The following is a 12,278-nucleotide window of genomic DNA, read 5'->3' as shown; positions in this document are numbered from 1 at the left end:
TCACCTTACCTTAAAGCAAGGTAAAGTATACAAAAAGTATGGGCTAATCTTCAAATATTAAGTGGTTTTGCGCTGCTTAATTTATTGCAGGTTGCAGAGGTGACTTATATTCTTTTGTTAATGCTTCGGTTGCAGCTTCTCGGATTAATGATGGATTAATATGTTCATATTTTTGAGCTATATAACAATAGAATCCGGAAGGAAGTGGCCATATCATTTTTCCCATCTCATCAAAGAAAGATAATTTTTTAATTATTGAACAATTATTCACAGGTGGAATATAACAAAAATGAGTGAGGGAGCACTGCTTGTAACCTCTTTGTAGAAAGATTCTGTTGAGATTAAAGGCAGAACGCATCTTCACTATTCTGTCAGCATAACAATGCAATAAACCGCATTTCACCGCACCACCCCATAGGCTCCATGGATTAATACATAAAAATATCAGAAAACCATGGGTTTTAGTATTCGATCAATTTCGTCAATTAAACTAAAATTACTTCCAAATGGTTCCAATGTTAATGGTACTAAAACACAATCTAAAGTATCTCTATTGACTGGTATTTGATTTAGCGAGCATTCAAGGTGAACTTTGCTTGAATCAGAAAAAGGAGATACTATCCATTTGTTTTTAAAATTAAGAAAATTCAGCCAAGAATTTTCCCCACAATGCCCTAACTGTAATAAGGTCTCCCCTTTCAAGAGTTCTTTTAAGGGTTCAAATTGCTCTGTAAACTCCTTAGAGACAAATTCGCCTAATGGCGATTGGAACCATTGACACAAAGTGCGATAATGTTTAATTTGCTGTTCAATCAACAAAATTTGACCCTTAGGACGGATTGTTTTTATTAACTACAATACAATGAGTTTTATATGCAAACAATTATTTTCAGTTTAAAAACCTTTTATATGGAATAAAATTTAAATCCCATTATTGCGATCGAAATAAAATAATTTCAAATCTGCTTGAATTGTTTCCTTTCTTTCATAATAACATGAATAAAAATTTTTGCTTAAATATCAACATTATTATAATAGATATAGTTAATTATAATTCATAAAACAATGGACTACTTATCCCTAAGATGAAATAAAATTTTACGTTTTAAACGTTTTAAACACCGTGAAATTATTTATTTTTTTAACTATATTTAAAAATAATATACACTTTGAATTGAGAAAATGGTTTTAGCCACAGAAGAATATAGATTACAAGGAATTGGCCAGCTTTTGGTGCTGGAAAAGCTATTGGATAAAACAAAAGCGATCGAACTGCATAAATTAGCTGCGTCAGAAAAAATCTCCTTATTACAATATATTGTAAGAAATAAAATTTTATCCGCTGAACAAATCGCACTCATCGCTGCGCAGAATTTTGGAGTACCTATGATTGATATCAATTGCATTGATATCGATTCTATACCTATGAATTTAGTGAACGAAAAACTGATTAAACGCCACAGCATGGTTCCTTTATTTACTCGTGGAGCTAATTTGTACCTTGCAACGGATGATCCTAGCAAACAAGCCTCATTAAAAGAAATTCAATTTCATACAGGTCTTAGTACCCATGCTATTGTTGTAGAAACAGATAAGCTTAACCAACTGATTGATAATTTATTATCTGCTAAAGAAAGCCAAGGTCTATCTCAATACGTTGGGGATGCAGGAGATTTGGACGGCTTGGAAATCAGTGTTGAAGATGAAGATCAAGATGTTGATTCCGTTACTTCAGTCACTGAAGATGCACCCATTGTAAAATTCGTCAATAAAATTTTATTGGATGCTATAAAACAGGGAGCATCTGATATTCATTTCGAACCTTATGAAAAAGAATATCGCATACGATATAGACAAGACGGTATTTTACACGAAGTAGCCACGCCTCCAGTAAGCCTAGCATCGCGTATTACTGCTCGTATCAAGGTAATGTCTAATTTAGATATATCAGAAAGGCGCGTACCGCAGGATGGTGGATTCAAAATGAAAATATCTAAGGCACGTGCTATTGATTTTAGGGTAAGCACATGCCCTACTTCCGGGGGTGAAAAAGTTGTAATGCGTGTTCTTGATCCCAGTGCTGCCAAACTCGGTATAGAAGCTTTAGGTTTTAATCCTTTCCAACGTGCTAATTTTGTTAAAGCAATCGAACGCCCACAAGGAATGATTTTAGTCACCGGCCCCACTGGAAGTGGTAAAACAGTGACTTTATACACTGCTTTAAACATATTAAATACTATTGAAGTCAATATATCTACGGCTGAAGATCCAATTGAAATTAAAGTACCTGGAATTAATCAGGTTAATATTAATCCTAAAGCAGGCCTTACTTTTTCAGGGGCTTTGCGTTCATTTTTACGACAAGACCCTGATATTATTATGGTTGGCGAGATAAGGGACCTTGAAACTGCCGAAATTGCTATAAAAGCAGCACAAACAGGTCACTTGGTTCTTTCCACCTTGCATACCAACAGTGCCGCTGAAACACTAAACCGTTTAGTAAACATGGGTATCCCTACATTTAATATTGCCAGTTCTGTTACTTTAATCATTGCACAAAGATTAGCAAGAAAATTATGCGAGCAATGCAAAATACTACGAGACGATTTTACGAATCAAGGATTAATAGAATTAGGCTTTAACGAAGCTGATTTGGTTGATCTAAAATTATATAAAGCTATGGGATGTGATCAATGCACTGGTGGTTATCGTGGTCGAGTTGGTTTATTTGAGGTTTTACCAATGACAAAAGAGTTAGGACAATTGATCATGTCCGGCGGTAACTCACTAGAAATTTTAAAACTAGCTCAATCAGAAGGTATGCTTACTATATATCAATCTGGTATTGAGAAAGTGAAAGAAGGAGTTACTACCATAGAGGAGGTCAACCGGGTAACCGTTGATTAATTTAATGACGAGTAAAAATGCTAATTCCTTATTAACCTTTCATTATCAAGGCATTAATAAAGCTGGCCAAAAAATGGAGGGTGATATTCAAGCAAGAAGCTTGGCACTGGCTAAGGCTGATTTGCGTAAGCAAGGGATAGTAACCAATAAAGTGGTAAAAAAAAGAAAACCTCTATTTGATAGAAAAAACAGAAAAATTACTCAAGGTGATATCACCGTTTTTAGTCGACAATTAGCTACCATGATAGAATCAGGAATACCAATAGTTCAGTCATTCGATATCGTTGCCAAAGGACAAAGCAATAAACGATTGAAAGACTTAATAGAAACAATTAAACATGATGTTGAAACGGGGTTAACACTCTCAGAATCGTTAATCAAACATCCAGCTTATTTTAATGAACTATTTTGCAATCTCGTGGATGCTGGCGAAAAATCGGGATCATTGGATATCATGCTGGATAAGATAGCTACCTATAAAGAAAAAATTGAAACCATAAAGAAGAAAATTAAAAAAGCTTTAACCTATCCTATAGCAGTCATGATCGTTGCATTTCTTGTCACTGCTGGGTTGTTGATTTTTGTAGTACCTCAGTTTGAATCCTTGTTCAAAGGATTTGGTGCCGATTTACCAGCAATGACTAGAGCTGTTATTACTATGTCGGAATTTATGCAAGCCTATTGGTATATTATTTTTGGCATTTTAGGCGGAGCTATCTATAGCTTTTTTTATGCTAAAAGTCACTCGTTAGAGTTTGCTCAAACTATTGATAAAGCGATGTTGAAATTCCCTGTGATCGGCACAATTCTGGAGAAAGCAGCGATTGCCAGATTTTCTAGAACACTATCGATTACTTTTGCTGCCGGCCTGCCTTTAGTGGAAGCATTAAAGTCAGTAGCTGGTGCGACAGGAAACATTGTTTATGCAAAAGCAACTGATAAAATCCGAGAAGAAGTAGCAACAGGACAACAAATGTTTGTTGCTATGGAAAATACTCATTTATTTCCCAATATGGTAATTCAAATGGTTGCTATTGGTGAAGAATCTGGTGCTCTGGAAAAAATGTTAAGTAAAGTCGCTGATTTTTATGAAGAAGAAGTAAATAATGCAGTGGATGCTCTTAGCAGTTTATTGGAACCTATAATTATGTCAATATTGGGTATCTTGGTTGGAGGATTAGTAGTTGCTATGTACTTACCAATCTTCAAACTAGGGTCCGCAGTTTAATATGCATAAGGCCAAAAAGTGCAAATGATCCATACACTAATAACAAATCATCCCTGGTTTATGTATTTAGCAATTGGATTGATTTCTTTGGCTATCGGAAGTTTACTGAATGTTATCATCTATCGCTTGCCAATTATGCTTCAGCAAGAGTGGCGAGAACAATGTTGCGAATTATTTAATATTGAGCAACCAACAGAAGAAAAAGTTAAAATTAATCTCTTTCTCCCTCGTTCGTTTTGCCCTTATTGCCATGCCATGGTAAAAGCTTGGCAAAATATTCCTATATTAAGCTATATATTACTGAAAGGTCGCTGTTACCAATGTAAAAATCCAATTGCCATTCGCTACCCTCTCATCGAATTATCAACTGCTTTTTTATCATTATATGCCAGTTGGCATTTTGGATTTACTTTACAATTGCTATTTGCTTTATTTGCAATTTGGATAGTAATCCCCCTTATTTTTATTGATCTTGATCATCAATTATTGCCTGATAGCTTGACTTTAGGTTTATTATGGTTAGGCCTTATTGCAAATACCCAGGATATATTTGTTAGCCTTCCTATTGCAGTATTAAGCTGCGCTGGGGCCTATGTAGCTTTATGGCTATTCATTAACCTTTTTTACCTGATTACAGGTAAGGTGGGAATGGGACATGGCGACTTTAAATTATTTGCTGCTTTTGGCGCATGGTTTGGATGGATGTATCTCCCATTAATTCTCTTATTATCCTCGATAACCGGCACTATCATAGGCTTGATATACTTAAACATAAAAGAAAAGTCAAAAGACACGGCAATTCCTTTTGGCCCTTTTTTATGTATTTCTGGATTAATTGCCATGTTTTGGGGACAATCTATCATAAATTGGTACATTAAATTCTGGAGCTAAACGCAAAACAATCAGCTAAATAGTTATGGCAAGAAAATCCTGATTTTGATTATTTTCGTCGGTTAGAGCTCTTAGGTCAGAATTAAATGGTGGCGATTACAAGCCCTGTCTTTTTGAAAAATCATGGGCATATATTATACTTTAATTATAAAAATAAATTGGCTCTAGTAGTCTAAGCTTCTAGTTTCCGCTTCAATTAAAAATGGGGGGATTACTGTATGAGTCGTGTTCTTTTATTAAGACGTGACCTGTCCGTATGTATTTTATTTTTGTTGCTTTCAGGTTTTTCTTCTATTATCCATGCTGACGAAGTGACCCTCGTGACAAAAACGGATCTTGGAGGTGTCAGCAGCCATATCACAGCTTCATTGGTGTCATTAACCAAATTTATGACAGCGGGGTCCTATCTTGCTGGGATAGCCTTTGCTATTGGAGCCATTATAAAGTTTAAACAACATAAAGACAATCCAACGCAAATACCAATTGGTACTCCTATTGCACTTATATTTATAGCTTGCATGTTTTTATTTTTGCCAAGCACATTAGATGTTATAGGCGGCACTCTGTTCGGCCCCGTGGGTGGTGATACGCCAGGACCTGAAGGAACTGTTTATATGCCAGAATCCTAAGGAACTGTTTATTAGGAATAATTGTCAACACCTAAGATAGATTCTTTCTCCTCTGCATAATAGCTGAGAAAAATTCTGGTTTATTTAAACCCATAGATGCAAATATTTGTGGTACTTTATCCCAGCTCCCCTCTTGTTCAATACTGGCCACAATTAATTCGAATCCAGCGTCTTTGTCTACTGCAACTCCCCAGCCATTAATGATACATAAACCTCTTAATCTTTTAGCGCCTACATGGCCTAATCTTTCGGCAGCAATGAGGTGTGCATGGGCTTCGTCATAAAGTTGCTGAGCCCTTCTTAAATTTGCTTGGCTATTAAAGATCCCTTCATTATCTAGTTTTTGTCTGTATTTCGCTTCTTCAAGAAAAATTTGACCTAATTGGAAGTTAGCGGACGAATCATCTAAACTTGCAGCCGCTCTATAGCATTCAACCATCATGATTTCTGCATAAGGGAATTTTTTATGCCCTTTTAATCTCTTAAAAATTCCAGCCAATTCAAAGTAATAGAGAATTTCTTTCTTGAGGGCTTCATCTCCAGGTTGATTGCTTACTCTATTAGATTGCATAGCTCTAATCTTTTTTGTAATTCTCTTTATTTTCCAACGTGTGAAATTAAACATTCGTACTCCTTGCTTAAGCTATTAGAAGCTAATTAATGTCTGTAGCAAAAAAATTACTGCTAGGATTAAAATCATCAACAAAATAATTTTAATTCCTAGTATAGTGGAATCTCTTATCTGCCCGAGCGATTTAGATTTCAATTCTTCCTGTGCTTTTTCTTCAAATTCTTCTGTAAGCTTTAAGTTTTTTTTATCAATATAATTAGAGATGTAATAAGAAAAATAACCGGTAATTAAGCTTGGCACAAAAAAGATCAACCAAACAATAACTCGACTAGTAGCGGTGCTGTAATAGTATTGATCTTCCGCATAGGAGATCATATTGCTTACAAAATCGGGAACATCATAATACAATCCCCAAATTAAGTAAGGTATGATATAAATACTAAAGAAGAATAAACCTAAGGAAATTACTAAGCAAATAATCCCTACAATGTGTAATTTACTATTTTCATACATATTACCTTGCATAGTACCTATCCATAGTTCGATTTATTTAAAGTGATGTAATATTATAAATTTAAGATAGCAGATGACTATAAAGATGTACACTTGCTGATTCAATTTCATGATTTAATTTGTGTTTAATTAATATAGGGTTACTTATGAAGCGTTATGTTTTTATGCTTTCTGATGGAACAGGAATTACGGCTGAGACATTGGGTAATAGCTTGATTACTCAATTCGAAAATACCCAATTTGAAAAAATAACAATACCCTATATTGACTCAATACAGAGAGCTGGCAGTGTTGTAACCCGCATCAACCAATGTTTTGCTGAGCATGGAACCAAACCTTTGGTATTTATGACTCTGATTGATCCAGAAATTAGACAGGCCATTAAAAAAGCCCATGCCTGTGTCTTTGATTTGTTTAGCATTTTTATTGGACCATTAGAAAATGAGCTTGGGGAAAAGTCTTCTTATACAGTAGGTAAAACTCATGGAGTGGCGAATGTTAAATCTTATTCTCACCGAATTGAAGCAATTGATTTTGCTTTGTCACATGATGATGGAATAAAAACAAGAGGTTACGATAAGGCTGATATTATTCTCATAGGGGTCTCGCGTTGCGGTAAAACACCCAGTTGCCTCTATATGGCGCTACAATATGGTATTTTAGCTGCCAATTATCCTTTCACTGAAGAAGATCTGACCAATTTTCGTTTACCTGAAGTATTAAGATCTTATAAACACAAATTATTCGGTCTTACAATTGATGTACAACGCCTACAACAAATTCGATCAGAACGAAGGCCAAATAGTAAATACGCTTCTGCTGAACAATGCCGTCTGGAAGTAGCTGAAGTAGAAGCCATGTATCAAAGAGAAAATATTCCTTATATTAATTCAACAAAATATTCGATTGAAGAAATATCAACAAAAGTTCTTGCTATTGCTGGCTTGCAAAGAAAAATATAAAGTTTTTAGTCGGGCTTAACCTCGAATTGATGTAAAATAAACAACTCCTATTTGATCTCTTTGCAGCATGCTCCTATCAATTCTGTATGAAATCTCCCTGGCATTTTTTGGTGCTGTATTTAAACGATTTACTGGCTTTTGTTACCCATGAATCCCATTGTTTTTTTTCTGTTTTGGGATAATAAAGCCAAAAATAAAGATGTACGCCACAAGAGGGAACAAATATTTTTTTAAAATAGACAACTTGAGTGTTGCTGGTACCTGAAATAACAAAAATATTTTTGCTTAAACTAAAATAAGTATAATCCAGTTCGAACCCCTCTTGTTTCAGTCGTTTTTTTTCATAATCAAATTCTTCTTCAAGATTGAATTGGTTTTGATTTTTTTGCGAGTCAAGGATTGGAAAAAAAGAGCCATAAACTATTAATTCAGCATCGTTTCCAATAAATTTTTGTCCATCTCCATTTTCAGATTCACCTTGAGGAATTAAAAATAATGGATAGTCTAATTGATAATTATAACGGGCATTGGAATAGCTACTGAATGAAACTTCGTTGGCAAAACTAATAGAGGTTACAAGGAATAGCAATAAGAACAGAAAGATCTGCTTTCTCATGTTACTACTCCTTTTTCTATATTGAGTAAGACTCATCTTGTGCTGAAAAAAGAACACCTCTTGCTAATCACCACAGTCATTAACACAACCATCTCGAGTGTCGGAACAGTTTAGTATGCAATCAGTATCCCCATCACATCCTTTTACACAACCTTTAGAATGGACTTCACATCTTGCTTTACATACATCATCTGCAATTGCCAAATGACTAAAGCCAATAGAAACTATAGCTCCGATTAGAATGGCAAAAATCTTATTCAACGACTTATTCATAAATGCTCCTTCATTATTTTTTCGGGTTAATAAAAGTTTAGACTAAATTTTATTTTTTGCTCTTTTGTAAACATTTTGCGTAATATTGGCTGGAATATGCTTGTAAAGTGGCGGACAGGAGTATGGCCAGTGGCACGAACCCTAAGATGCCACCTATGGTCTATAATTAATTAGTTGAGATTTAATTTAGATCAATATGAAAAGATATACTAAAATGCTGGCAATTTTTACTTTTGCCTCATTGATGGTCTATGCTGTTCCAAGCTATGATGAAGACACTCCTTCTTGGCTTGCATATCACTCGCCGCAATCAAAAGAGCTTCAGGATAGTTGGCTTCCTAACCTTACTGGATTACCTGATAAAGAACAGGTTGACCAACTCACTAATTCAATAGTGGACTTGGTGTTAGAAGAGGAAGACAGTCAGTGTAATCAAATCGATTCTCATTTAAGAATGATGGTTTTCCAACATTTTGTGATTTTCCAATATATTGCCAATAAACAAAATATTTATTTTGACGAGCAAATTGCGCGTAAATGGGCACATGTTCTTGCAATGATCCTAAAAGAGAGCAGCGGGGATTCAACTAATATCTCTGACATGCAGGGTCATTCGATGTCTACCTATAGTGCTCATACTAATTTACAAAACTGGAGAAACTTGTTTAGCAACGCAATAAAAAATCGAATTCAATTTAATTATCAAACGAATTTTGGTCTGGCTCAAATTTCTGCTGATCGGTTATTTGTTGCCTTCAATTTAGCAAAAAGTCCAGGTAGTCTATTTTTAGAAGGAGACGATGCTTCCACACTAAAAATAGACTTAAATACTGCCATTATTATTCGAAGATTAATTTGGTTTTATCAGGATTTTGCCCAAGGTCGAATATCGCAATCAGATCAACGTATTAATCAGGAAGATACTACTGCGCCTATGTTTTTACAGAGATACCACGCTGGTTTAAAAAAGGCCCTCGTTGCTTGTGGCACTCACTTTTTATTTCACGAAATGGATAATAATACTAATGAACAACAAGAGCTTTCAAAACTAGAACAGGCTATGGCCTCCATCGCCTATTGTAAGCTGGGACATCCCCTGATTGGGTATGGAAAAGATGAGTTTGATGAGAAGTGTTTTGCAGATTGGGTAACTTTATGTCCCGCTTTAAATATAGATATAGCACTTTTTACACCACTTAAATATTTTGAAACCAGAAATGCGACACCAGTCTGCGAAAAAACTTTTAAGCGCATGATTAACAAAAAGCCTGACATTAAGTAAAAAACATACTACAAAGCTCGACGTTAAGCGCTCTTCGCTGGGGGCTAGCAATGGACTATTCATTTCGACCCCTACTAGGATATGAAAGTTAATACATATCCCTTAAAATTACAAATTCTCAATCACATTTAAATCTAAAATAAGTATCCTCCTCTCGTCGTGATTGTTCTTCTAACTGGGCATTAAAATGCAAAATACTCGATGCGGCCAACATTAACAATCTATTTTGCCCTCTAAAAGGATCATTTAAGTCCATTTTCCCACCATGACCATTGGGATAATTAGTAATTATCTCTTGGGCAAAATCCTGGCTTATAAGTCCATTACTAGATAACTTCTCTAAAGCCTTTTTGATGTAAGTAGTATTATGCAACGGAGTTCTAATTGATAGCCGGGTTAATCCAACTGAATCTAAAGGGATTTTAGATAATGTTTCAATTACATACTCTTTTTTGTTCCATGGAAAATTAAGAGTCATTGTTGTTCCATAAACACTTGCTTTAATTTCCACTAAGCGAATATCAGACTCTTGCTCACCTGAATATTGAAATTTTTTATTATCGCAATGCATATTTAGATCCTCGTATTGTTACAATAAATGGCTACGGAATAACTCTTTGGCGAATGCTCTAGTTTCTCGCCAATTATTTTCCCAGAATGACTAATAAAAAAGTTATGTATTGTAGATTTAAACTCCGGCAATAACCCCAAATCGATGCAGGCAGATTTTAATTCCTTCAAAAGATATGCATCTTTTTGTGCCTGTCTTTCCTCTTGGTTAGCGTATCTTACGAGGCTTAATGTCATAGCCAGTGGGAATACAACCGGTGCAAGTATGGTTGTCAGAGACGAGCCCAAAAGGATAATGCCCGCAACTCTATCCCATTCTTCTTCAGTGACTGGACTACCACTGCGTCTCTTATATGTTCTTTGCATAACCAGCCGAACTTGTTCAAGACATTTTGCAAGTTCATTTAATGTTTCATCTCTTTTGGTTGCATCCAGCGCCCGGCTAGTTAAAGCAACTATGAATTCTCGTTTGACGTCTCCACCTGGCAAACATTTTATTAATTCGATTAGTCTGTTAGCATTTTTATTTGTATTTTTATCTTCTTTACTTAAAGCTTCTTGTAACTCTCTAATTTCTTCTTTATAACTCATCAATTATCTCCGATAATGGTGTTTTACGCTCCTTGTTTAGCCTAATTCTTATTGATTTCTTTATAGTCAAAATGAGATGATATCTTCATATTCTAAATCATCATACCCGGGAAAAATACTAGTGGCTCAGATTGTGTAGACGTTAAAATTGATTACTTTTCCCATTTGGTATGTTAAAATGGTTTAATTTTTATCTAAATGTATAAAACATTATTGGTTACCAAGAAAAGTACTTATGATGTCCGTAACGTCTCTTTTGCTAAAGAATTTGCCCGGTTTTGTTTTTGTGCGTGATAAGAATCTATATAGCCAATTTTGCAATCCAGCTTATGCTTCTTATTTAGGATTTAAGAATCCTCAAGAATACATTGGGATCAATTATGAAGAAGTTCCGAATTCATATGTTGCCCACTTTGCTGAACTCTATGATGCCCATGATCGCCAAGTCCTTGAATCGGTTAAAGCTATTCATATCTTAAGTATTGATAATATTTCGCATAGCAAGCCATTCATTATGTATGGTTGCAAAGCTCCTCTTCTTGATGATGAAGGAAAACTGCAAGGAATATTGGGCCAAGCATTATTGCTTCAAGACTCTTACTTTGGGCATTTACAAGAACTGTTAAAGTTTAAAACTAAAACGACTTATGAGATTGATAATTATAGTAAATTTGGCCTTTCTTCTCGAGAAGCCGAATGCTATTTTTATTTATTGCGAGGCTTACTGCCAAAGCCATAGGGAACAAATTGTCAATTTCTGCAAAAACAGTCGAGTTTTACATAGCTTGTCTTAAGCAAAAATTTAACTGCACGAAAAAATATCAACTCATTGAAAAAGGCTTTGATTTAGGATTATTGTCCATCTTACCTAGTCCCGTGTTAAAATTCTTTGACAATATAGTAGAGCTCCCTAAGTGAATTAAAGTTTCCACACTCGACAGTTACCGAATCACTTTCTAAGCCACCTTTAAAAACTAAGTTGAGGTTATTCGCGATAGAACGTTTTTCAGGATCGTGATAGCCGCGAGAAAATTGTCCATTTTCTGTTACATCCATTTTATCACGCCAAGAAATGCGGCACCAGTCTGCGAAAATACTTTTAAGCGCATGATTAATAAAAAGCCTGACATTTAGTAAAAACAGTGGAGTCAATCATATGTAGCACATTGAAATATATTGAAATACCCTGATTTTTCCACGGTCAATTCTGAAAAACTTGGTGATGATTATCCAAAGTCATTCAGA

15 protein-coding genes and 1 pseudogene are annotated in these 12,278 nt (G+C 35.1%); 8 read left to right on the top strand and 8 right to left on the bottom strand.

Features of this window, described 5'->3' with window-relative positions:
• Window positions 1-76: 76 nt before the first annotated feature.
• Window positions 77-819 (bottom strand): annotated as a pseudogene (locus tag OK13_RS03680) (methyltransferase domain-containing protein).
• Between the two features lie 363 nt (window positions 820-1,182).
• Here OK13_RS03680 and pilB point away from each other — a divergent pair.
• From pilB to OK13_RS03660, 4 genes are all read left to right on the top strand, one after another.
• On the top strand, window positions 1,183-2,907 hold the full coding sequence (pilB, locus tag OK13_RS03675) for a type IV-A pilus assembly ATPase PilB (protein ID WP_035887797.1): 1,725 nt from the start codon (window positions 1,183-1,185) through the stop codon (window positions 2,905-2,907).
• Window positions 2,908-2,911: 4 nt separating this feature from the next.
• Window positions 2,912-4,135: a type II secretion system F family protein gene (locus OK13_RS03670; protein ID WP_035887886.1), complete on the top strand. Its 1,224-nt coding sequence runs from the start codon at window positions 2,912-2,914 to the stop codon at window positions 4,133-4,135.
• Window positions 4,136-4,159: 24 nt separating this feature from the next.
• On the top strand, window positions 4,160-5,026 hold the full coding sequence (locus tag OK13_RS03665) for a prepilin peptidase (RefSeq protein WP_035887794.1): 867 nt from the start codon (window positions 4,160-4,162) through the stop codon (window positions 5,024-5,026).
• A gap of 218 nt (window positions 5,027-5,244) precedes the next feature.
• Window positions 5,245-5,655, top strand: coding sequence for a hypothetical protein (locus OK13_RS03660; RefSeq protein ID WP_081964852.1), 411 nt, complete (start codon window positions 5,245-5,247; stop codon window positions 5,653-5,655).
• A gap of 31 nt (window positions 5,656-5,686) precedes the next feature.
• Here the strand turns inward: OK13_RS03660 and OK13_RS03655 are convergent, their stop codons facing one another.
• Window positions 5,687-6,280 carry an SEL1-like repeat protein gene (locus tag OK13_RS03655; protein ID WP_035887792.1) on the bottom strand — a complete coding sequence of 198 codons (594 nt, stop codon included), beginning with the start codon at window positions 6,278-6,280 and terminating at the stop codon, window positions 5,687-5,689.
• Window positions 6,281-6,301: 21 nt separating this feature from the next.
• Window positions 6,302-6,751 (bottom strand): hypothetical protein, encoded by a 450-nt coding sequence (locus OK13_RS03650; protein ID WP_035887790.1) that lies wholly within the window; start codon window positions 6,749-6,751, stop codon window positions 6,302-6,304.
• Window positions 6,752-6,885: 134 nt separating this feature from the next.
• Here OK13_RS03650 and ppsR point away from each other — a divergent pair, with 134 nt between their 5' ends.
• Entirely contained in the window at window positions 6,886-7,701 is an 816-nt protein-coding gene (gene ppsR / locus OK13_RS03645) for a posphoenolpyruvate synthetase regulatory kinase/phosphorylase PpsR (protein ID WP_035887787.1), read from the top strand.
• Between the two features lie 76 nt (window positions 7,702-7,777).
• Here ppsR and OK13_RS03640 read toward each other — a convergent pair whose 3' ends face one another.
• Window positions 7,778-8,317: a hypothetical protein gene (locus tag OK13_RS03640; protein ID WP_035887784.1), complete on the bottom strand. Its 540-nt coding sequence runs from the start codon at window positions 8,315-8,317 to the stop codon at window positions 7,778-7,780.
• A 63-nt stretch (window positions 8,318-8,380) separates the two neighbouring features.
• Complete coding sequence (locus OK13_RS03635; RefSeq protein ID WP_035887782.1) at window positions 8,381-8,590, bottom strand: hypothetical protein; 210 nt, start codon at window positions 8,588-8,590, stop codon at window positions 8,381-8,383.
• A gap of 196 nt (window positions 8,591-8,786) precedes the next feature.
• Between OK13_RS03635 and OK13_RS03630 the strand changes: the two genes are divergently transcribed.
• Window positions 8,787-9,872 (top strand): hypothetical protein, encoded by a 1,086-nt coding sequence (locus tag OK13_RS03630; protein ID WP_152571566.1) that lies wholly within the window; start codon window positions 8,787-8,789, stop codon window positions 9,870-9,872.
• Window positions 9,873-9,990: 118 nt separating this feature from the next.
• On the opposite strand, the gene OK13_RS03625 is transcribed toward OK13_RS03630, so the two are convergent.
• Both OK13_RS03625 and OK13_RS03620 read right to left on the bottom strand, forming a co-directional pair.
• Entirely contained in the window at window positions 9,991-10,443 is a 453-nt protein-coding gene (locus OK13_RS03625; RefSeq protein ID WP_035887778.1) for a hypothetical protein, read from the bottom strand.
• 2 nt (window positions 10,444-10,445) lie between these two features.
• Entirely contained in the window at window positions 10,446-11,033 is a 588-nt protein-coding gene (locus tag OK13_RS03620; protein ID WP_035887777.1) for a hypothetical protein, read from the bottom strand.
• Window positions 11,034-11,268: 235 nt separating this feature from the next.
• On the opposite strand from OK13_RS03620, the gene OK13_RS03615 reads away from it, so the two are divergent.
• Both OK13_RS03615 and OK13_RS16145 read left to right on the top strand, forming a co-directional pair.
• Window positions 11,269-11,772: a PAS domain-containing protein gene (locus OK13_RS03615; RefSeq protein ID WP_035887775.1), complete on the top strand. Its 504-nt coding sequence runs from the start codon at window positions 11,269-11,271 to the stop codon at window positions 11,770-11,772.
• The gene (locus OK13_RS16145) at window positions 11,730-11,951 is read left to right on the top strand and encodes a helix-turn-helix transcriptional regulator (RefSeq protein ID WP_081964851.1); all 222 of its coding nucleotides are present in this window, start codon (window positions 11,730-11,732) and stop codon (window positions 11,949-11,951) included. The genes OK13_RS03615 and OK13_RS16145 overlap by 43 nt, the downstream gene beginning before the upstream one ends.
• Here the strand turns inward: OK13_RS16145 and OK13_RS14705 are convergent.
• Window positions 11,913-12,185 carry a hypothetical protein gene (locus OK13_RS14705; protein ID WP_035887773.1) on the bottom strand — a complete coding sequence of 91 codons (273 nt, stop codon included), beginning with the start codon at window positions 12,183-12,185 and terminating at the stop codon, window positions 11,913-11,915. The genes OK13_RS16145 and OK13_RS14705 overlap by 39 nt on opposite strands.
• Window positions 12,186-12,278: the final 93 nt, after the last annotated feature.

Origin of the sequence: Legionella norrlandica (assembly GCF_000770585.1) — a bacterium.
GTDB lineage: Bacteria > Pseudomonadota > Gammaproteobacteria > Legionellales > Legionellaceae > Legionella > Legionella norrlandica.
The sequence above is the reverse complement of the archived record's forward strand: the minus strand, read 5'-3'. Positions and strand labels throughout refer to the sequence as shown.